Origin of the sequence: Mesorhizobium sp. M0772 (assembly GCF_040320135.1) — a bacterium.
Taxonomy (GTDB): domain Bacteria; phylum Pseudomonadota; class Alphaproteobacteria; order Rhizobiales; family Rhizobiaceae; genus Mesorhizobium.
Genome location: NZ_JAMYPB010000041.1, coordinates 1 through 21,500 on the forward strand (window position 1 = coordinate 1; position 21,500 = coordinate 21,500).

Genomic DNA, 21,500 nt, shown 5'->3' on the forward strand with positions numbered 1-21,500 from the left:
CCCCCCCCCCCCCCCCCCGCTCCTTTTTTTTTTATTGTTAGGGCGACCACCGTGTTCTACAGGTAAGGCGGGGTGGGCAGCGTCAGTTTGGTATAATATACAGCATCCTGGTAACGCTGAACACGCCGCCGCATCTGGTCATTCGCCATACTGGCCTGGAAGCCGACAGCCCGATGCCGGAAATGGCCGAGATCGAGCGCCAGCTCGACCGGCTGAAGGTTGAGCGCGAGCGGCTCGGCGCCGTCAATCTGCGCGCCGAGGAAGAGCAGAAGGAATTGTCGGACCGGCTGGAGACCATCGTCTCCGAGCGCGAGGACATCATCGAGGCGATCCGCAAGCTCAGGCAAGCGATCCAGAGCCTGAACCGCGAAGGCCGCGAACGGCTGCTTGCCGCTTTCGAGGTGGTCAACGGCCATTTCCAGCGGCTGTTCTCGCATCTGTTCGGTGGCGGCACGGCCGAATTGCAGCTGATCGAATCCGACGACCCGCTCGAAGCCGGGCTCGAAATCCTGGCCCGTCCGCCCGGCAAGAAGCCGCAGACCATGACGCTGCTGTCCGGCGGCGAGCAGGCACTGACGGCGATGTCGCTGATCTTTGCCGTGTTCCTGACCAATCCGGCGCCGATCTGCGTGCTCGACGAAGTCGACGCGCCGCTCGACGATCACAATGTCGAGCGCTTCTGCAACCTTATGGACGAAATGGCCGCGACCACCGAGACGCGCTTCGTCATCATCACCCACAACCCGATCACGATGGCGCGCATGAACCGCCTGTTCGGCGTGACCATGGCCGAGCAGGGCGTCAGCCAACTGGTGTCGGTCGATCTGCAGGCCGCCGAGGCGATGCGCGAGGCGAGCTGACGCAGCATGCTTTGTTGATTTCGTCGGCGATGGCCTCGATCCGACTGTTGCAACAGGACCGTCGCCCTTGCGACCTGCTTGCGACGCGCATTCTGTAAGGTTCGAAGAGAAGGAATTTAAGCGCCACCTGAGAGCGAACGCCAAAGCCCACATGCAAAGCGCCCGGCCAACGCGAAAGCGATGCCTACAAGGCGCAGATGGCAATAGGCTCCCACCGCAATTCAGCTGCCACGTTTATCGGAAGCCCAGGAAGCTCAGTATCGCAATCACGATAACGACTGCTCCGATGAGCCAGATTATGTTGTTCACCGTATCTCTCCCGAACTAGTTGCTGGGAGTGAACTCGTAAGAGCCTACTAATGTTCCCGCATTTTCTGCGTCGAAACAAAATGGCGGCCATCGCTTCGTCGATTGCCAGACCAAGGTCCGAACAGGGTATGACTGAAGTCCTGACGTCGGAGCCATAGGCCCGAAGGCGGGCAACCTATGCCTTCCCGATACATTGGAACCCGGCTGCCGAGCATGAGTCCCTTCATCGGTGGTCAATCGGGTGCCCGCCATTCCTGAGAGGTTAGCGGGCACCCGATCGTCGTGACACCGCCAAGCGGTGTTCGTTCAATAGAGAGGCTGACAGTGACCTTTGTCCAGAGATCTGTGCGTGACGGCGCCACCCGACCCGCAAACGACAACGACAGTCCTGCGGAAGTTTCTTCCGTTCTTGACCTCATACCATCGGCTGACGACGACAAGGTCGCTGAGCTTGTCAGGCGAACAGAGCGCCTGGCAATCGCAGTGGTTATCGGAATCGCGGTTCTGCTGATCTTGGCGCCGGTGGTTTACCTTGCACTTTCTTACGGGATCTGAGACCGCCCGACTTAGGCGATCTAAGATGGCCTGATTGGTCGTATTCTCGTAAATCTGAAAAGTTGTGCCGACAGTCCTCCTCGCAAGACAAGTGTTTCCCGTCACAGATCAGGAGATCGAACGCGACGACATAGAATGGTCGTGCGCAGCGCTCCTTTGTCGAGAGGCGTAACCCTGGTGGTCGGCTTGAAAGAGCGCCTTTACCAGAAGTTGCCAACAAGAGCTGTTGTCGCAATTCCTTCCTTCACACGCCGTGTTGCGCGGGAGCAGCCGTCACTGATCGCGCCCGTGGACCAACGACGCTACTCGGAACCAAAGGGATGGGACGCGGTTATCCCCGCGAAGGGATAATTAGCAGGTGGAGATATTACAATGAAAACAATGATCGTGAGCGCCTTGGCGCTGTTCATTGCCATGCCGACGATAGCTCCGGCAGCCGAAGCTGACGTGGTCATCACGACCCACCATCGACATCATCACAGGAGCGTAAAGGTCATCAATGACCAGGGTCAACGCCTTCATCACCGCAGACACGGCACGGTTGCCTTCTACGACCACGGCCGCAGACATCATCGCCGGGATACGGTCATCGTGACCGGCTCGATCGAGCGCAGCCATCATCGCTATTATCGACATCATCGGCATCATCCCGTCGTCATCCAGGACGACAACGATTACTGATCCTCTCCGCACGGCCCCGGCTCTGTCAACGGAGTCGGGGTCGCGTGGGAGTCAGATAGCTCCTGACGGCAGCCATCGACAAGGTCGGTAAATCATTGATTCCAAAGGCATGTGATTTGGCTGGGGCGCCAGGATTCGAACCTGGGAATGTCGGTACCAAAAACCGATGCCTTACCACTTGGCGACGCCCCAGCAAACGAGCTTTGCCCGCTGCGCGCGGCCTTATAGGACGAGCGGCACGAAAGCTCAATGCCGAGTTGGCCACTGTGCAAAACTGATCCACCGCTTGGCGCGGGGACGCGCTATTCGCCCCAGACCGCCAACTCGTTGCCAGCGGGATCGGTGAAATGGAACCGCCTGCCGCCCGGGAACGAGAATATCGGCTTGACGATCGTGCCGCCGGCGCTTTCGACAACGTCGAGCGTTGCTTCCAGATCCTGCGAATAGAGCACCGGCAATGGTTTCGCCGGCGCCTCCGCTGCATCGGCCTGGAAGCCGCCATCGAGCCCTTCGCCGAAGGCCGAATAGGTCGGCCCGTAATCGGTGAACGACCACGAGAAGGCGGCGCTGTAGAAAGCCTTGACGCTGTCCAGCGTCGCGCCGGTCGCGGGCAGTTCGAGATAGTCGAGTTTTCCGTTGAGTTTCATCACGCTGCTCCCAACTTGTTCCCTATATGTTCTATATCCTGGGCAGCGATCCGGCAAGTCTTTTCGACGCAGCTTTTGCTTAATCGATTGTAGTCGCCGGGCTTCGCTGCCACACCTTGCCTTTCGCACTGCAGCATAATAACGCTCGGGTCGGAACGCGGGGGAACCGGGTCTTGGCCCCGGTGTTCTATCTTCCGAGGACTTGGAGGGCGAGCATGACCAAATGGGTCTACACCTTCGGCGATGGCGCCGCGGAGGGACGTGCGGGCGACCGCAACCTTCTCGGCGGCAAAGGCGCCAATCTGGCCGAGATGTGCAGTCTTGGCCTGCCCGTGCCGCCGGGCTTCACCCTCACCACCGAAGTCTGCAACGCCTATTACGCCAACGGCAACAGCTATCCGGCCGCGTTGCAGGCCGATGTCGTCAAGGCGCTGGACCATATCGGGCAGCTGACGGGGCGCCGTTTCGGCGATCCGTCGAAGCTGCTTCTGGTCTCGGTCCGCTCCGGGGCCAGGGCCTCGATGCCGGGCATGATGGACACCGTGCTCAATCTCGGCCTCAATGACGAGACGGTCGAGGCGCTGGCAGCCGATTCCGGCGATGCCCGCTTTGCCTATGACAGCTACCGCCGATTCATTCAGATGTATTCCGATGTCGTCATGGGTCTCGACCACGAAGTGTTCGAGGAAATCCTGGAGGACCAGAAGGCGAGCCTCGGCCACGAGCTCGACACCGAACTGACAGCGCAGGAATGGCAGAGCGTCATCGCCCTTTACAAGGCCAAGGTCGAGGAGGAACTCGACAAGCCGTTTCCGCAGGACCCGCACGAGCAGCTGTGGGGGGCGATCGGCGCGGTGTTTTCCAGCTGGATGAACAACCGCGCCATCACCTACCGGCGCCTGCACGACATCCCGGAAAGCTGGGGCACGGCGGTCAATGTCCAGGCCATGGTATTCGGCAACATGGGCGAGACGTCGGCCACCGGCGTCGCCTTCACGCGCAACCCCTCGACCGGCGAAAAGATGCTCTATGGCGAATTCCTGGTGAACGCGCAGGGCGAGGATGTCGTAGCCGGCATCCGCACGCCGCAAAACATCACCGAGGCGGCGCGCATCGCCGCCGGCTCCGACAAGCCGTCGCTGCAGAAACTGATGCCGGACGCGTTCCGGTCCTTCGTCGACATCTCCGACCGCCTGGAACAGCACTACCGCGACATGCAGGATCTCGAATTCACCATCGAGCGCGGCAAATTGTGGATGCTGCAGACGCGTTCCGGCAAGCGCACCGCCAAGGCGGCGCTGAAGATTGCCGTCGAAATGGCGCGCGACAAGCTGATCACGACGGAGGAGGCGGTCGCCCGCATCGATCCCGCCTCGCTCGATCAGCTGTTGCATCCTACCATCGACCCCAAGGCCGCGCGCGATGTCATCGGCGTCGGCCTGCCGGCTTCTCCGGGCGCCGCGACCGGCGAGATCGTCTTCTCGTCCGCCGATGCCGAGGATCTGAAGACGCAAGGTCGCAAGGCAATCCTGGTGCGCATCGAAACCAGCCCCGAAGACATTCACGGCATGCATGCTTCAGAAGGCATCCTGACCACGCGCGGCGGCATGACCAGCCACGCCGCCGTGGTCGCGCGCGGCATGGGCAAGCCTTGCGTTTCGGGCGCCGGCTCGCTGCGTGTCGACTACAAGGCCGGCACGCTGATGTCGATGGGCCAGACCTTCCGCAAGGGCGACATCATCACCATCGATGGTAGCAACGGCCAGGTGCTGAAGGGCGCCGTGTCGATGCTGCAGCCGGAACTGTCGGGCGATTTCGCCGCCATCATGGAATGGGCCGATGCGGTGCGCCGCATGAAGGTGCGCACCAATGCCGAGACGCCGCTCGATGCGCGCATGGCGCGCTCCTTCGGCGCCGAAGGCATCGGTCTCTGCCGCACCGAGCACATGTTCTTCGACGGCGAGCGTATCGTCGCCATGCGCGAGATGATCCTGGCCGATACCGAGAAGGACCGCCGCACCGCACTTGCCAAGCTGTTGCCGATGCAGCGCTCGGATTTCCTCGAACTGTTCGAGATCATGGCCGGCCTGCCGGTGACGATCCGGCTGCTCGATCCGCCGCTGCACGAATTCCTGCCCAAGACGGAAGCGGAGGTGGCGGAGGTCGCCGCCGCCATGAACGTCTCGCCCGACAAGCTCAGGCAGCGCACCGAAGCCTTGCACGAGTTCAACCCGATGCTCGGCCATCGCGGCTGCCGTCTCGCCGTCTCCTATCCCGAGATCGCCGAGATGCAGGCGCGCGCCATTTTCGAGGCAGCCGTCGAGGCCGGCAAGAAAGCCGGCGCGCTGGTCGTTCCCGAGATCATGGTGCCGCTGGTCGGCCTGGTGAAGGAGCTCGACTACGTCAAGGCGCGCATCGATGCGGTCGCCAAGGCTGTCATGGACGAGACCGGCGTCAAGATCGACTATCTCACCGGCACGATGATCGAGCTTCCGCGCGCGGCGATCCGCGCCCACGTCATCGCCGCTACGGCCGAGTTCTTCTCCTTCGGCACCAACGATCTCACCCAGACCACCTTCGGCATCTCGCGCGACGATGCGGCATCCTTCCTCGAGACCTATCGGCAGAAAGGTATCATCGAGCAGGACCCGTTCGTCTCGCTCGACATCGAGGGCGTCGGCGAACTGGTGCGCATGGCTGCCGAGAAGGGCAGGGCGACGCGGCCCGACATCAAGCTCGGCATATGCGGCGAACATGGCGGCGATCCGGCCTCGATCCGCTTCTGCGAAGAGGTCGGCCTCGATTATGTGTCGTGCTCGCCCTACCGGGTGCCGATCGCAAGATTGGCCGCAGCCCAAGCCGCGGTGCAGATTCCCAAAACAGCAGTGCCGCGCCCCAAAAAGAGCGCCGCGGCATCCTGATTTCGACATAGTCCTTTCGGTATCGATGAAACGGCCACCCCTGGGTAGCCGTTTGGCGCTAAGCTTACGATTTTGTAAGCAAATTCACGCTGATGTGCGCGGCTCAACACGCAATCCCGACATCGTTTCCGCCCAATTTCACGGCCCCCTTAACCCGCCCGGTGCCGAGAAAAAGATGTTACAGATTTCGCCCAGACCCTTCCGCTCGATCCTGATTATCCAGACCAAGTTCATCGGCGATGTTGTTCTGTCCTCCACGCTCGCCAAGAACCTGCAGCTCGAATATCCCGGTGTCAGGATCGTCTTTCTCTGCGAGGCGCGCCTGGCCAGTTTTGTGACCGCCCACGGCATCGCCTCGGAAGTCGTGACCTTCCGCCGCGCCGCCATGCGCGGCACCCCGCTGGAGCGTGGACGCGAACTCTATTCGATGATCAGCCAGCTGCGCCAATTCCGTTTCGACCTGACCATCGACCTGACCGATTCAAAGACATCGCGGCTCATCGTCAGGTTCCTCAACGCCAGCACCCGCATCGGCTACAATCCTCCGGAAAGGCCGCTGCGCTGGCATGAGCGCCAGCCCGCCAATGTCTTTGCCGAGCCATTCGGTTTTGGCGAACGTCACTATCTCTACCGCTACCTTTCGCCGCTCGAGCCGCTCGGCGTCGGCCTGCGCGTGCGGGTGCCGTCGATTCGGCCATTGCCGATGGAGACGGCGAGGGCCCAGGCATTGCTGGACAAACACCATTTGCGGCCAAACGGCTTTGTCGCGGTGCATGCCGGCGCCAGTTTTCACGGCCGGCGCTGGCAGCATGAACGCTTTGCCGCCGTGATCGACACGATTTCGCGCGAAACGGGACTGGATTTCGTACTCGTCGGCGGCCCTGACGAGCGCAAGCCGGCCGAGCAGATCCTCGCCAGTGCCGCGTCGATCGTCAACCTCGTCGGCGCGCTGTCGCTGGAAACGCTGCTGGCGGTGTTGCAGCAGGCGCGGCTGTTTGTCGGCAATGAGAGCGGCCCCATGCACATGGCAGCAGCGGCCGGAACGCCGGTTGTCGGCCTGTTCGGCCTGACCAGCCCGGCCGTCTGGGGACCGGTCGGCGTGCCCAGCCTCGCCTTGCAGCCATCCATGCCGTGCAATTGCGTGGCGGGCAGCCTGTGCAATCCGCTCGATCCCAGCAAGGCCTGCTGCGTCTGGCGCCTCGAGGTCGAACCGGTCGTCGCGGCCGTGCGCGAAGTCCTGTCACGCACGCATGTGGAACTGGAACACGCCGTCTGACGGTGCGCGGCGGTCACATTGTCTGGATATCAGCTTTCTCACGGCCACTATCCCGATTTCCGCCTTGTTGCGGGTCCTGGGATGCGGCTATGACAGCGCCGATTCTCAGACAAGACAGGCATCCCTTGCAAAAGCTGTTTTGCGCCTTGGCGCTATCTATCGTGGCCGTGTCCTCGGCCCAGGCCGCGCCGCTTGTCGAGCCGGCGCTGCATCTGAAGGCTGAGGACGGTAGCAGTGTCGGCCGCGTCGCGCTTACGCTCGACGCCTGCGGCGGGCAGACCGATACGAGGATCCTGTCGGCGCTGGTGGAGAACCGGATTCCGGCGACGATCTTCGTCACCGGTATCTGGCTGAAGCGCAACGCCGCCGCCGTCGAGATCATGCGCGCGCATCCGGACCTGTTCGAACTGGAAAACCATGGCGGCCATCACATCCCGGCCGTTGACACGCCGCGCAAGATCTACGGCATCCGCAGCGCCGGCAGCCCGGAAGCGGTGCAGGCCGAAGTCGAATCGGGCGCTGCCGCTCTCGCTGGCACCGGCGAGCCGGCGCCGAAATGGTTTCGCGGCGCGACCGCCGAATACAGCCCGTCGGCTATCGCCATGATCCGCAAGCTTGGCTTCAAGGTCGCCGGCTTTTCGATCAACGGCGATGGCGGCTCGTTGCTCGGCGCAACAGAAACTGCCCGGCGCATCGCCGCCGCCAAGGATGGCGATGTCATCATCGCCCACATCAACCAGCCGACCCACGCCGCCGGCGAGGGCGTCGTGCAAGGTCTGCTCGCGCTGAAGGCCAAGGGGCTGACGTTCGTGCGGCTGGATGACGCCGACGGTGTCGGCAACGACGGGACGACTGATTAGGATCAGGCGGCGGCAGGCAGTTTCATCGCCTTTGGACTGACGTCGCCGACGTTTGAGATTAGCCGAGGCCTCTGAGCTTCGTCATCCCAGGGTGAAACAGGAGCGAAGCTCCGTCGCGAAGACCCTGGGATGACGAAGCGAGCAACGGCGGCTTGAGTCGCTTGCTCAGGCCGGTGCTGCTTCGATCGTCACCCTGTCGGGATAGAAGGCGCCGTGGTCGCGAATCTCAGCCATTTCGTCGAAGGGCTGCTCATAGCCCCACATTGCGTCCTTGCCGGTCTCGCCGGCCGGCAGCACGCTCCAGTAGCTGGCGTCGCCCTTGTAGGGGCAGTGGGTCGACAGGGTGGTTTTGCCGAGCTGGGTGAAGTCGATGTCTTCGAAGGGGATGTAGAATGCCTGGCGGTAGGGCGGTTCGGACAGAAGCTTCGCCCGCGTCGATGAGGCGATCACCGTATCGCCGGCACGCACGACCACGGTACCCCGATAGGGTTCGACGGTGATGACCTTGCCGGGATTGCTCTGAAAGCCGGGGGCGGGGTTGGCGATCTGGTCCATGCGGGGTTCTCCTTGTTCGATTGGGAGCACAGTCCGATTGAGAGCGTGCGGGGTTGCTTCCCATGTCCCTAAAATGTGTCTGGAGAACTCGTTGCGCAAGCCTTCGCCAGTAGGCCAGAGCTGGCCTTCCGATCACTAAAAACGATCCCGCGTGGAATGCTAGGCTGCGGTCTTGAACACGTCCATTAGGCCGGCATAGGCCGCGGCAATACCGGCTACCGGGTTGGTGCTTCTTGACGTCGTCTCGACCTTCAGCGGGCCGCCGCCGGTCGGCAAGGTGAGCAGCAGGAACTGGCGATTGCCGCCGTCGCCGATCGATGCGGCGGCGACATGCTGGCCTTCGCCTTCGTTTTGGACGCACATTTTGAACAGCAGCGTGCCGCCGACCGCCTCAAGGGCGCCGCCGACCACCTCGACAAATTCGTCTTCGGAAACCTTTTTGGCCTCCGGCACGAGATCGGCCAGACTTGCGGCAAGCGTGTCTTCAAGCTCTTTGTCGTCGAGTTGAATATCGTCCAACTGCACGTCTTCGGCCCCGGTGTCAGCCAGCTGCCTGTCGTCGATCTGCCTGTCGTCGATCTGCCTGTCGTCGATCTGCCTGTCGTCGAGCTGCGTGTCGTCGAGCTGCGTGTCCATGCGAACCTCTTTCAGTCGCCAATCCGCACCCCTACCCCGTTAACGAACCTTAACGTCGACGATGGCCGGATTGTGGCGGTTTTCCCCGCCTTTCGATCACTGCTTGCTTCAGCCGTTAACGGTTGGAGACGTCATGGCTGGACAATCCGTCCGTTCGTCCCACAATGGAACAAAAGACGGGAAAAACGAGGAAGCAATGGGAGGAACCAGATGCTCGGACTGATGCAGGAATGGCCGCTGCTCTGCCACAAGCTGATCGACAATGCCGAGCGGCAGCACGGGACGCGCGAGATCGTCTCGCGCTCGATCGAAGGTCCTGTCGTTCGCACCACCTATGCTGAAGTTCATCGCCGCGCGCTCAAGGTCGCTCAACGGTTGGAGCGCGATGGCTTTGTGCTCGGCGACCGCATCGCGACCCTGGCCTGGAACACGGCGCGCCACATAGAGGCCTGGTACGGCATCATGGGCATCGGCGCCATCTACCATACGCTTAACCCGCGTTTGTTCCCCGAGCAGATCGTCTGGATCATGAACAATGCGCAGGATAGAGGGATCTTCGTCGACCTGACCTTCATGCCGCTGCTGGAAAAGATCGCCGGCGCGGTCAAATCGCTGAAAAAGGTGATCGTCCTGACCGACAAGGCGCATCTGCCTGAAACGACGCTGCCGAATGTGGTTGCCTATGAGGACTGGTTGAACGAGGCCGATGGCGACTTCGCCTGGAAGGTTTTCGGCGAAAACACCGCAGCCGGCATGTGCTACACCTCCGGCACGACGGGCGATCCCAAAGGCGTGCTCTACAGCCACCGCTCGAATGTGCTGCATGCCATGATCGCCGCCATGCCCGACGCCATGGGCCTCTCCGCGCGGGACACGATCCTCCCCGTCGTGCCGATGTTTCATGCCAATGCCTGGGGCCTTGGCCAGAGCGCGCCGATGATCGGCGCCAAGCTGGTCATGCCCGGTTGCAAGATGGACGGCGCCTCGATCTACGAGCTGCTCGACACCGAGAAGGTGACCTTCAGCGCCGCCGTGCCGACCGTCTGGATGATGCTGCTGCAGCATCTGGAAGAGACCGGCAAGAAGCTTCCCTATCTCAGCAAAGTCGTCATCGGCGGCTCGTCCTGCCCGCGCGCCATCATCAGGAAATTCCAGGACAATTACGGTGTCGAAGTCATCCATGCCTGGGGCATGACCGAAATGTCGCCGCTCGGCACGCTGTGCACCATGAAGCCGCAGTATCAAGCGCTCGAGGGCGAGGACCGGCTCGATATCCAGGGCAAGCAGGGCTACCCGCCCTTCGGGGTCGAGATGAAGGTGACGGATGACGACGACAAGGAACTGCCTTGGGACGGCAAGACCTTCGGCCGGCTGAAGGTGCGCGGTCCAGCCGTCGCCAGCGCCTATTATGGCGGCGTCGGAGCCGAGCAGTTCGACAAGGACGGCTGGTTCGACACTGGCGATGTCGCCCATATCGATTCCGGCGGCTACATGCAGATCACCGATCGCGCCAAGGACGTCATCAAGTCGGGCGGCGAGTGGATATCGACCATCGACCTGGAGAACCTCGCCGTCGGCCATCCCGATGTCGCCGAGGCCGCGGCGATCGGCGTCCATCATTCGAAATGGGGCGAACGGCCCTTGCTGGTCGTGGTCGCCAAACCCGGCAAGGAGCCGAGCAAGGCCGATATACTGGCGTTCATGGACGGCAAGGTGCCGAAATGGTGGATACCCGACGACGTCGCTTTCGTCAGTGAAATCCCGCACACCGCCACCGGCAAGATCCAGAAGATCACCTTGCGCAAGCAGTTCAGCGACTACCGCCTGCCGACGGATTGACCGGGACCGTGCGTTTCCTTGACCTTCAAGCTACCGGCCGCAAAAACGTTAGGGCAGGGGATGTTCAATTTGAGCATCCTTTGCTCTAAGCGTCTGTGCGGGTTGGGGCGGTGCTGAAGACAATGGAAATTGACGAGCGGCAGAGATCGAAGGCGGCCGGCTGGTCGCGGCGCACGGGCGCTTTTGCCCTGGTCCTGCTGCTCACCGTGCTGGCCGGCCATCATTTCGAACTGGTCGAAACGCCGGCCTTCCTGTGGGTGCTGGCGATCGTCGCCTTGCTTGCCGCGTTCGCTTTGCTGTTTGCCGGCCTCGCTTTGTCCCGGCTGTGGCATTTCGGTGACCGTGGCGGCCGCGACCTCTCGGTCGGCGCCCTGCTGGCGCTGCTGGTGCTGACGCCCTACGGCTTTGCCACCTATTTGGCGGCGACCACGCCGCCCCTGAGGGACATTTCGACGGACCTCGACAATCCGCCGGTGCTCGAGACCAGCGACCGCACCAAGGACATGAACGTGCTCGCGCCGCCAACGCCTGGCGAAGTGCGCCTGCAGGCCGACGCCTATCCGCTGGTCACCGGGCACAGCTACAATCTGCCGTTCGAAACCGTCGTCGACGCCGTTGAAACCGTGCTCGACCGCCGCGATTGGCAACTTACTGCGCCATATCCGGTGACGGACGGTCAAGACGAGGTGACGATATCGGCCGTTGCCCGGAGCTTCGTCGTAGGCCTGCCCGCCGACGTCGCCATCCGGGTCAGCAATGATGGCGACACCATCGTCGTCGACATGCGCTCAGCCTCCCGCTACGGCCGCTACGACCTCGGCGACAATGCGGCGCGCATCGTCGGGTTCCTCGCCGAACTCGACCAGGAGGTTGCAGGGCAGGTGGGTGCCGCGCCGGCTGAGTAGTTCTACCCCACCGGCACAAAAACGCCGTCGATGGCCGGGTCACCCTGGGTAGCAACCAGGCCGCGCGCCACCAGGTCCTCGAGATGGGCAAGCACCGACAGGCCGGCGGCGCCATGCAGGCGCGGGTCGGTGTCCCGGTAGATAGCCTTGACCATGTCCGGGATCGTCCGGTCGCTGTCGCGGATCCGTTCGAGGATCGCCCGTTCGCGCATCTTGCGATGGGTCTTGAGGCCGCGCATGAAGCTGCGCGGCGCGGTCACCGGGCCGCCATGGCCGGGCAGCAGCAGGCGATCGCCGCGCGCGATCAGCCTGTCGAGCGAGGCCATGTAGTCGGCCATCGCTCCGTCCGGCGGCGCCACGATCGATGTCGCCCACGCCATCACATGGTCGGCTGAAAACAGGATGCCGGTGCCTTCGAGCGCAAATGCCGCGTGATTGGCGGTGTGGCCCGGCGTCAGCACCGTCCGGATCGTCCAGTCATCGCCCTCGACCAGCGCATTGTCGGGCAACGCGATCTCCGGGACGAAAACCGTGTCGGCGCTGGCGTCGAGCGGGTTGATCTCGCCGATCCGCAGCGGCCTTGCCGGGCGGTGCGGGCCTTCGGCCAGTACAATAGCGCCGGTGTGCGCTTTCAGCCGGGCGGCCAGCGGAGAATGGTCGCGATGCGTGTGGCTGACGAAGATATGGCTGACCGGCCGGTTTGCGATCACCTTGAGCAGCGTCTGGAAATGCGCCTCGTCATCGGGGCCGGGATCGATCACCGCCAGCGTATCGCGCCCGACGATGTAGCTGTTGGTGCCGTGAAAGGTGAACGGGCTGGGGTTTTTGGCGGTGACGCGCAAGACGTCCGGCGCAACGGTGACGCCCTCGCCATATGCCGGATCGAAGCTGGTGTCGAATTTGAGCGCCATGGCGGTGTCGTTGAATCTCTGTTCAGGAAGACGGCAAAACTGATTGCCGCATAACACGGAAGCCAATATAGAAAAACGCAAGGCCGCGATCTGCGGCAATCCGGATTGGGGAAGACCATGGCACTTGCAACGACGATGCGCCCGCTTGTTTCTCTCGCTTTGCCCCAGGAGGGCGCGCAGCGCCTGGCAACCCAGCTTTTGCTGGCGATCGCCGGAACGCTGCTTTTGACCCTGTCGGCCAAGACGAAAGTCGTGCTCGGGCCGGTCGACATCTCGCTGCAGACGCTGGCCGTCCTGCTGATCGCCACTGCATTTGGCCTGCGGCTTGGCGTCGCTACCCTGCTTCTCTACATGGCCGAAGGCGCCATGGGCTTCCCGGTCTTCCAAAGCACGCCTGAAAAGGGCATCGGCATCGCCTACATGATCGGCGGCACCGGCGGTTATCTCGCCGGCTTCGTCGTCATGGCGGCCATTGTCGGCTGGGCCGCCGACCGCGGCTGGGACCGCCACCCGATCAAGTTGTTCAACGCCATGCTGGTCGCCGAAATCGTCATGATGGCCATGGGCTTTGCCTGGCTGGCCACCCTCATCGGCGCGGAAAAGGCGTGGCAGTTCGGCGTTTTGCCGTTCGTCCTCGGCGACCTGATCAAGGTTGCGCTCGCCGCCAGCCTGGTGCCGGCGGTATGGTCGCTGCTGCCCAAGCAGCCCTGAAACCGGACAAATGAATGAGCCGGCGGGTCCAAGGCCCGCCGGCTTTTTGTTGTCACGCGTCCGCCAGCCGATGGTGCAAGCCGGTTGCCAAATCGCCACGCCCATTTGCACCGTCAGCTTGTGCCTGGTCGGTCAAATTGCCGCGAGGCGGCAGATGCAGAGTAATTCTGGCGCCGATCCACGGCCGAGATTGAATTGACAAGCCATTGCGCGAAACCTAAGCACGGGCAACTTGATTTCGAGGCGGGGGCCGGTAATTCAAGGAGAGCTTGTTGAAGGGAATAATCCTTGCAGGAGGCAGCGGGACGCGTCTGTATCCCCTTACATTAGCGATCTCTAAGCAGATTCTGCCGATATACGACAAGCCGATGATTTTTTATCCGCTGAGCGTCTTGATGCTCGCCGGTATCCGCCAGATTTTGATCATTTCGACACCTCGCGACTTGCCGGTGTTTCGGGAGTTGCTGGGCGACGGTTCGGAATTCGGGGTCGAATTCTCCTATGCCGAGCAGGCGCAGCCCAACGGGCTTGCCGAGGCCTTCATCATCGGCCGCGACTTCATCGGCAAGGATAATGTGTCAATGATTCTCGGCGACAACATCTATTTCGGCGAGGGCCTGTCGCAGCTCTGCCGCACTGCTGCGCAGCGCCAAAGCGGCGCGTCGGTGTTCGCCTACCATGTCGAGGACCCGCAGCGCTACGGCGTGGTGTCGTTCGACAAGCTCAGCGGCACGGCTTTGACGATCGAGGAGAAGCCGCGGGAGCCGAAGTCCAACTGGGCGGTCACCGGCCTCTATTTCTACGACAATGAGGTCGTCGACATCGCGTCGACGATCAAGCCCTCGGCGCGCGGCGAACTCGAGATCACGGCGGTCAACAACGTCTATCTCGAGCGCGGGAAATTGCATGTGCATCAGCTCGGCCGCGGCTATGCCTGGCTCGACACCGGCACGCATGACAGCCTGCATGAAGCCTCTTCCTTCGTGCGCACGATCGAGCACCGCCAGGGGATCAAGGTCGCCTGTCCTGAAGAAATCGCTTTCGAGCAGGGCTGGCTGACCGCCGACAAGGTGCTTGAGCGCGCCACGCGCCTGGGCAAGAACGAATACGCCGCCTATCTGCGCCGGCGTGTCACCGAGCTGACGGAGACATAGGGTGCTGGAAGTCAGGCAGCTCGGTTTGGACGGCGTGCTGGAAATCGTGCCGAAGCGGCACGGCGATGCGCGCGGTTATTTCATCGAAACCTGGAATGCCGAGGCCTTTGCCGAGGCCGGCATCGATCTGCGTTTCGTCCAGGACAATCATTCCTATTCGGCTGCCGCAGGTGTCGTGCGGGGGCTTCACTATCAACTGCCTCCACACGCGCAGGACAAGCTGCTGCGCGTAATCAGAGGCCGCATTCTCGACGTGGCGGTCGACATCCGCCGCAGCTCGAAAACCTTCGGAAAATGGGTCGCGCTCGAAATATCGGCCGAGAGAGGCAACCAGATCCTCGTGCCGAAGGGTTTCGCGCACGGTTTCGTCACGCTCGTGCCGGACACCGAGGTTCTGTATAAGGTCACCGACACCTATTCGCCGGCGCATGATCGATCGATCCGTTTCGACGATCCTGATATCGGCATCGATTGGCCGTCGCCGGCCGGCGCCTTCGAGCTCTCGGCCAAGGACCTCAAGGCGTCGGCGCTTGCTGAGGCCGAGGTGTTCGCATGACGCGCGACGATGTGAGGAGAGCGCCATGAATTTTCTGGTGACAGGCGGTGCCGGCTTCATCGGCTCGGCCGTGTGCCGGCATTTGTGCGCCAATCCGGCCTACCATGTGACCAATCTCGACAAGCTCACCTATGCCGGCAATCTGGCCTCGCTGCGCACCATCGAGAATGCACACAACTACAAATTTGCGCAGGCCGACATCTGTGACGAGCGGGCGGTTCTCGACATCCTCCACCGCGACGAGATCGACGTCGTCATGAACCTCGCCGCCGAAAGCCATGTCGACCGCTCGATCGACGGACCCGGCGCCTTCATCGAGACCAACATCGTCGGTACCTACCGGGTGCTGAATTCGGCGCTCGAATATTGGCGCGGCCTTGACGAGGACAGGAAGGCGCGCTTCCGCTTCCACCATGTCTCGACCGACGAGGTGTTCGGCGATCTGCCCTTCGATGGCGGCATGTTCGTGGAGGAGACGCCTTACGCGCCATCCTCGCCCTATTCCGCCTCCAAGGCCGCATCCGACCATCTGGTGCGGGCCTGGTACGAGACGTACGGCCTGCCGGTCGTGCTCTCCAACTGTTCGAACAATTACGGGCCTTATCACTTCCCCGAAAAGCTGATCCCGCTGGTCATCCTCAACGCGCTCGACGAAAAGCCGCTGCCGGTCTACGGCGCTGGCGCCAATGTGCGCGACTGGCTGTTCGTCGAGGATCACGCCCGTGCTCTGGAACTGGTCGCCACAAAGGGCCAGCCCGGCGAAAGTTACAATGTCGGCGGCAATTCCGAGCGTACCAACCTTGGCGTCGTCGAGACGATTTGCGGCCTGCTCGACATCAGGCGTCCGCGCAGCGGCGGCAGGAGCTACCGCGATTTGATCAGCTTCGTCACCGATCGGCCCGGCCACGACCGCCGCTATGCAATCGATGCCTCCAAGATCGGCCGGGATCTCGGTTGGGCGCCGGCGGAGAGTTTCGACAGCGGCCTTGCAAGGACCGTCGACTGGTTCCTCGACAACAAATGGTGGTGGGGACCGATCCGCGAGCAGCGCTACGCCGGCGAGCGGCTGGGGCAAGTCCGGTCGCGCGGCCAGGTTGAAGGCAGGAAGGGCGCGGCGTGAGGCTGGTTGTCACCGGACGCGACGGTCAGGTCGCTGCCAGCCTGCTGGAGGCCGGGCAGAGGCGCGATGGCATCGAGGTCGTCACCCTCGGCCGCCCAGTGCTCGATCTGGCGCGGCCCGATACGGTGTTCGACGCACTCGCGGCAGCGCGGCCGGATATCGTGGTGTCGGCTGCCGCCTACACCGCCGTCGACCAGGCCGAGGACGAGCCCGATCTTGCCTTCGCTGTGAACGCCGTCGGCGCCGGCAAGGTCGCCGAGGCGGCCGCGAAGCTCGGCGTGCCCGTAATCCATCTGTCGACCGACTACGTCTTCGATGGCACCAAGGACGGCGCCTATGTCGAGACCGACGCCACCGCACCGCTCGGCGTCTACGGCGCCTCCAAGCTTGCCGGCGAGCTGGCCGTGGCCGCCGTCAATCCGCGCCATCTGATCCTGCGCACCGCCTGGGTCTACAGCCCGTTCGGCAAGAATTTCGTGAAAACCATGCTGCGGCTGGCCGGCGACCGCGACGAGATCGCCGTGGTCGCCGACCAATGGGGAAATCCGACATCCGCACTTGATATTGCCGACTCGATCCTGCATGCGGCGGCGGTGTTGCGCGGCGACGAGGCGTTTGACGGTTACGGCATCTATCATCTGGCCGGCACCGGGGGGATCAACTGGAGCGGCTTTGCCCGTCATATACTCGACACAAGCGCGCGATACGGCGGGCCTACAGCGCGGGTGCGCGACATCGCGACAGCGGATTATCCGACCAAGGCACGGCGTCCGGCCAATTCACGGCTGTCGAGCGAAAAGTTCGCGGAGGCGTTTGAATGGACGGCGCCGGTGTGGCAGGAGTCGGCGGAAAAGGTGGTGCGCAGGCTGGCGAGGGGCAAGGCAAGGCAGGCATTGAGTGCATGAACAAGCATCCGTCACCTGACCAATTGCACGATGCGACGTCCGACGCGCAGGAGATCGATCACCCGACGCCGAAGAAGCGCGCCAAGGCTGCCAAACCCGCCAAGCGTATCTGCATCATGGTGCTCGGCATGCACCGCTCGGGCACGAGCGCGCTGACCAGGGTCATCAGCCTCTTGGGCGCGGCGCTTCCGCACCGGGTTATCAATCCTGACGACAGCAATGCCAGTGGCTATTGGGAGCCGACGAGCCTCAATGCTATCGACGAGAAAATGCTCGCTGAGGCTGGCAGCAGTTGGGATGACTGGCGGCCCTTCGACGAAAGAAAGCTGTCGGATGAGCGCAAAAAATTTTATCGAGCAGAAATCGCCCGGATCATTGGCGAAGAATACGGCTCTGCGCCCGTATTCATCATTAAAGAACCACGGATTGTTCGCTTCGCCGACATATACGCCGGCATCTTGAAATCGTTACATATAGATGTCCGTTACGTCCTCGTGTTCCGCAATCCCCTGGCTGTTGCCGCGTCGCTGGAAAAGCGTGATGGTTCAAACCAAGAGTTCGGAACACTGTTGTGGCTTCGTCACGTCCTGGATGCAGAGCAGGCTAGTCGGCGCGATCGCAGAGCTCTTGTCTCGTATGAAGCATTGGTTGATGACTGGCGGCCCTGCCTGCAAGAGATCGGCAAGGCACTTTCGCTGAATTGGCCGCGCTCCTTTGACGAGGCTGGATCAGATATCGATGCTTTCATCTCATCCGCCAGTCAGCACCATCAAGCGAGTCTGGATGAACTTGATGCAAGCACAACGGTCGGGGGCTGGGTGAAAGACAGCTATGCCGCACTGCGATCGCTTGAAAGTGACCCAAACAGCCCGCAACCGCGCAAGATACTGGATCGTGTGAGACAAGCATTCGACACGGTCTCCACCACGTTCGGTGATGCGGTCTATCCTGCTCGCTACGCTCTCAATGCTGCTCTGGCAGCCGCCGAAAACGACATGCAGAATGTCAAAGCACAGAGCGCAGCCGAGATCGCTGCATCCGGGCAAGCGCTAGAGCAGCATAAACTCGAGTCCCAATCACGCGAAGACAGCATGCGTAAGCAGCTGACGAATGAGCGAGCCGCAGCGAGCAAGCATCGCAAGACGGAAAAGCATCTACGAGCGTTACTAGAGCAAGAGCGAGCAGCAAGTGTTTCAGCAAGTGTTTCGGCTCAAGCTGTAGTCCAGCATGAGCGTCAACAGCTGGAAATTGCCCTTGCCTGCAGTCAAGATAAAGTCGCAGAAAAAGAAAATGAGATAATAGAAATTAAAGAATATTTACTGATGGCGACAAAGGAAGTGGAAAAAAAACAAAAAGACATTTCAGACATTTATATTGAGCTGGAAAAGATCCACAAAAGTTTTTTTTGGAATTTATATACACTGCCATCTAGAATTTGGTCTTACTTGAGAGTGCGGATTAAAAATTACAATTGAAATGTAGGTGCATAGGTGTTCCCGATCGAAATTTTAGCCGCATAACTTCGATTGCGGTGCGAAAATGAATGTAGATGTAAATGTTTGGAATTTCTTGATGAAACCGACGTATCTGGCGTTCTATCTGCCTCAGTTCTATCCTTTCCCAGAGAATGATGCCTGGTGGGGCAAGGGTTTTACAGAATGGACCAATGTTACCAAGGCGACGCCATTGTTTGATGGCCACTATCAGCCGCATCTCCCCACAGAACTTGGATTCTACGATCTTCGTGTACGGGAAACGCAACACGAGCAGATAGCGCTTGCCCAGCAGTATGGTGTCGATGCGTTCTGTTTTCACTATTATTGGTTCAGCGGTAAGCGGCTGTTGGACAAGCCGGTCGATGCCTACCTTGCTGACGAGTCCGCTCGTATGCCCTTCTGCTTATCCTGGGCGAACGAGAACTGGACACGGCGCTGGGATGGTGCGGAGCAGCATATGCTGATTTCGCAGAATTATGAGCCGGGTTATGAAATCAGCTTTATCGAAAGTGTGATCCCCTTCTTCCGAGATGACCGATACCTTCGCGTCGACGGACGACCAATCTTGCTTGTCTATAGGCCGCAGCAGCTTGCTAACCCCGCCCAAGCTGTAGAAAGATGGCGTAAGCATTGCCGGAAGATCGGGATCGGAGAAATCCACCTTGTTGCCGCGTTAACGCATGGCAATCTCGATTATGAGGCACTCGGGTTCGATGCTGGAGTGGAGTTCCCCCCGCACAACATGGTGGTCGAAAACATCAACCGTGAAGTGACGACCTTTGATTCCTTCAGAGGTATGTTCGTAGATTATGCAGATGTGGCCGGCACCTATCTCGGTCGCGATTATCGCGATAAGAAGATTTATCGGACCGTAGTCCCGTCATGGGACAACACTGCCCGAATTGGCGACCGCGCGGTCGCAATGCTTGCTGCCACCCCTGATAACTATGAGCGTTGGTTGAGGGCGGCGACGTCCCGTACTATGGTCGAGCGCGCTCCAAACGAACGGCTTGTTTTTATAAATGCATGGAACGAATGGGCCGAGGGCTGTCACCTAGAGCCGGATAGGAAGTTCGGGCGTGCCTTCCTGGATGCGACTCTGCGGGTCAAGGAAAGCAAGTCCGTTCTTGACGATGTTTTTGACCGGCATCCTTTCCGGACAGACGCAGGAACTTCCCTTGCGGTCTCAAGCGGTGCGATATGGAAAGCAGATTCGCCCGTGCAGCGCTTCGCTGCGACCAAGTTAAAGATTCAAGGGATGCTGGCTAACGCGCCAGTGGCATACTGGGTTGCCAGATGTGGCTTCCGGGCTGCTCGCGCCGCCGCCCGACCAATCCGATCACTGTGGCGTCGATCGCCGTTTCTGAACAGCTCCTCGGCGCCCACTGCCACATTTCCATTGGTCTTGCAGAGCGTCGCCCTTGCTCGAGCGGCCCGACAAGTTCAAACGAGGGGCGAGTTGTTTGCGTCGAAGAACGACGCTATTTTAACGGCCTATCCAGGTAGGGCCGTCACGAGCAAAAGCGTCGAGGTTACTGCGGGCTACGGAGCCACTAAGCTGGATCGACTAAAGGAACTTTTTGCAGAGAAGTCTTTTAACGCCGTACCATTTCAATTTGGACGCTTTCTAAATTGCGTAGCGCACTCCCGCGCCATCGGCGTTATTACGCAAGGTGGAGCGATTATAGAAGAGTCAATTATCGTCTACCGATATGTCTATCAAGACCTCAATCTTCTGGATTATCTGGACGAAGAGGGTGGGAAGTATATGTTGCTATCCAATGAATTCAAATTCATTGATGAAGATGTGTTACTCCCGCTTCACTCCAGTTTTGCGTTTGGTCACGTGATATTCGACGCTATTCCACAGATTTTGTTCTGGGAGAACGAAATCAAGGAGAATCGCCTTAAGGTAGTGCTGCCAAATGATGCGCCATTGTGGGTGCGCGGTATCTTGGCGACTTGGGGTTTTCTACCCCATCATTTTCTAATTCTGCCGCATACGCCATTTCGATTCCGCTCTGCCATGGTCTGCAATAGTCTCACGACTGGGACGACATATTACCCCAACCCGGACTCTCTGGCACAGTATGCTCTGCAACCGGCGTTGCCGACCGCTTCCGAAACCCCACAGTTGATCTACCTTGCACGGGATCGGGGCAACACCTATTCCAACCGGTTCATTGACAACGAACCCGAGGTAATCTCGGCGCTGGAGGCTTTGGGCTTCACTGCAATCGACCCATCGAAACTACCATATGTCGATCAAATGGAATTGTTTCGAAACGCCAAGGTGATTGTTGGCGCGCATGGGTCAGCTTTCGCCAACATAATCTGGTGCCAACCCGGCACCAAGCTGGTCGATTTGACGCCCGACGATTGGGTCGGCTACTGGAACGATCTCGGCATTACCGAGATGTGGCTATCGCGCACCTGCGCGCTATTTTCACTCGACTACGAAGTGGTGGTCTGCCGTTCGCAGATGGTTGAAAGCCCATTTCCGGGCCAGCCTCATTTGACCCAGCGTCACGTAACGTCCCAAGTCGACACAGACACTTTGGTCCAACGTGTCCGCGCCCTTCTTAAGGTTGTCGAACTGTGAC

Annotated in this window: 17 protein-coding genes, 1 tRNA gene and 1 pseudogene; 14 read left to right on the forward strand and 5 right to left on the reverse strand. The window is 60.8% G+C overall.

All coding sequences use genetic code 11. The features are described 5' to 3' along the window. Positions 1-104: 104 nt before the first annotated feature. Positions 105-860 (forward strand): annotated as a pseudogene (locus tag NKI06_RS23070) (AAA family ATPase); the annotation flags it as partial. 1,236 nt (positions 861-2,096) lie between these two features. Then, positions 2,097-2,405, forward strand: a complete 309-nt coding sequence (locus NKI06_RS23075; RefSeq protein ID WP_023670691.1) for a hypothetical protein — start codon at positions 2,097-2,099, stop codon at positions 2,403-2,405. A gap of 117 nt (positions 2,406-2,522) precedes the next feature. On the opposite strand, the gene NKI06_RS23080 is transcribed toward NKI06_RS23075, so the two are convergent. Then, positions 2,523-2,597: transfer RNA gene (locus NKI06_RS23080), tRNA-Gln, on the reverse strand. Between the two features lie 110 nt (positions 2,598-2,707). Beyond that, entirely contained in the window at positions 2,708-3,052 is a 345-nt protein-coding gene (locus tag NKI06_RS23085) for a VOC family protein (protein WP_023670692.1), read from the reverse strand. Between the two features lie 215 nt (positions 3,053-3,267). On the opposite strand from NKI06_RS23085, the gene ppdK reads away from it, so the two are divergent. The 3 genes from ppdK (at position 3,268) to NKI06_RS23100 (ending at position 8,109) form a co-directional block, all read left to right on the forward strand. Further along, positions 3,268-5,973: a pyruvate, phosphate dikinase gene (ppdK, locus tag NKI06_RS23090; RefSeq protein ID WP_023692731.1), complete on the forward strand. Its 2,706-nt coding sequence runs from the start codon at positions 3,268-3,270 to the stop codon at positions 5,971-5,973. 175 nt (positions 5,974-6,148) lie between these two features. Beyond that, positions 6,149-7,249, forward strand: coding sequence for a glycosyltransferase family 9 protein (locus NKI06_RS23095; RefSeq protein WP_023743685.1), 1,101 nt, complete (start codon positions 6,149-6,151; stop codon positions 7,247-7,249). An 89-nt stretch (positions 7,250-7,338) separates the two neighbouring features. Next, a complete protein-coding gene (locus NKI06_RS23100) occupies positions 7,339-8,109 on the forward strand; it encodes a polysaccharide deacetylase family protein (protein ID WP_050588131.1) in 771 nt (256 codons plus the stop codon). A gap of 165 nt (positions 8,110-8,274) precedes the next feature. On the opposite strand, the gene NKI06_RS23105 is transcribed toward NKI06_RS23100, so the two are convergent. Both NKI06_RS23105 and NKI06_RS23110 read right to left on the reverse strand, forming a co-directional pair. Beyond that, complete coding sequence (locus NKI06_RS23105) at positions 8,275-8,664, reverse strand: DUF427 domain-containing protein (protein ID WP_023731365.1); 390 nt, start codon at positions 8,662-8,664, stop codon at positions 8,275-8,277. Positions 8,665-8,823: 159 nt separating this feature from the next. Next, positions 8,824-9,183: a hypothetical protein gene (locus tag NKI06_RS23110; RefSeq protein ID WP_023670697.1), complete on the reverse strand. Its 360-nt coding sequence runs from the start codon at positions 9,181-9,183 to the stop codon at positions 8,824-8,826. A 327-nt stretch (positions 9,184-9,510) separates the two neighbouring features. Between NKI06_RS23110 and NKI06_RS23115 the strand changes: the two genes are divergently transcribed. Together NKI06_RS23115 and NKI06_RS23120 are read left to right on the forward strand one after the other, a co-directional pair. After that, a complete protein-coding gene (locus NKI06_RS23115) occupies positions 9,511-11,139 on the forward strand; it encodes a fatty-acid--CoA ligase (protein WP_352987336.1) in 1,629 nt (542 codons plus the stop codon). A 122-nt stretch (positions 11,140-11,261) separates the two neighbouring features. Continuing rightward, on the forward strand, positions 11,262-12,044 hold the full coding sequence (locus tag NKI06_RS23120) for a DUF1499 domain-containing protein (RefSeq protein ID WP_352987338.1): 783 nt from the start codon (positions 11,262-11,264) through the stop codon (positions 12,042-12,044). A 2-nt stretch (positions 12,045-12,046) separates the two neighbouring features. Here NKI06_RS23120 and NKI06_RS23125 read toward each other — a convergent pair whose 3' ends face one another. After that, positions 12,047-12,955, reverse strand: a complete 909-nt coding sequence (locus NKI06_RS23125; protein ID WP_023692735.1) for an MBL fold metallo-hydrolase — start codon at positions 12,953-12,955, stop codon at positions 12,047-12,049. Between the two features lie 117 nt (positions 12,956-13,072). Between NKI06_RS23125 and NKI06_RS23130 the strand changes: the two genes are divergently transcribed. The 7 genes from NKI06_RS23130 (at position 13,073) to NKI06_RS23160 (ending at position 21,499) form a co-directional block, all read left to right on the forward strand. Continuing rightward, positions 13,073-13,666 carry a biotin transporter BioY gene (locus NKI06_RS23130; RefSeq protein WP_023703207.1) on the forward strand — a complete coding sequence of 198 codons (594 nt, stop codon included), beginning with the start codon at positions 13,073-13,075 and terminating at the stop codon, positions 13,664-13,666. A gap of 272 nt (positions 13,667-13,938) precedes the next feature. Beyond that, a complete protein-coding gene (gene rfbA / locus NKI06_RS23135) occupies positions 13,939-14,820 on the forward strand; it encodes a glucose-1-phosphate thymidylyltransferase RfbA (RefSeq protein ID WP_023698135.1) in 882 nt (293 codons plus the stop codon). Position 14,821: 1 nt separating this feature from the next. Beyond that, entirely contained in the window at positions 14,822-15,376 is a 555-nt protein-coding gene (rfbC, locus tag NKI06_RS23140; RefSeq protein WP_023670703.1) for a dTDP-4-dehydrorhamnose 3,5-epimerase, read from the forward strand. A 25-nt stretch (positions 15,377-15,401) separates the two neighbouring features. Next, complete coding sequence (rfbB, locus tag NKI06_RS23145) at positions 15,402-16,496, forward strand: dTDP-glucose 4,6-dehydratase (protein ID WP_023725246.1); 1,095 nt, start codon at positions 15,402-15,404, stop codon at positions 16,494-16,496. After that, positions 16,493-17,401 carry a dTDP-4-dehydrorhamnose reductase gene (gene rfbD / locus NKI06_RS23150; protein WP_352987341.1) on the forward strand — a complete coding sequence of 303 codons (909 nt, stop codon included), beginning with the start codon at positions 16,493-16,495 and terminating at the stop codon, positions 17,399-17,401. The genes rfbB and rfbD overlap by 4 nt, the downstream gene beginning before the upstream one ends. Next, positions 17,314-18,876, forward strand: a complete 1,563-nt coding sequence (locus tag NKI06_RS23155; RefSeq protein WP_352987343.1) for a sulfotransferase family protein — start codon at positions 17,314-17,316, stop codon at positions 18,874-18,876. The genes rfbD and NKI06_RS23155 overlap by 88 nt, the downstream gene beginning before the upstream one ends. Before the next feature lie 97 nt (positions 18,877-18,973). Continuing rightward, entirely contained in the window at positions 18,974-21,499 is a 2,526-nt protein-coding gene (locus NKI06_RS23160; protein WP_352987345.1) for a glycoside hydrolase family 99-like domain-containing protein, read from the forward strand. Position 21,500 lies beyond the last annotated feature (1 nt).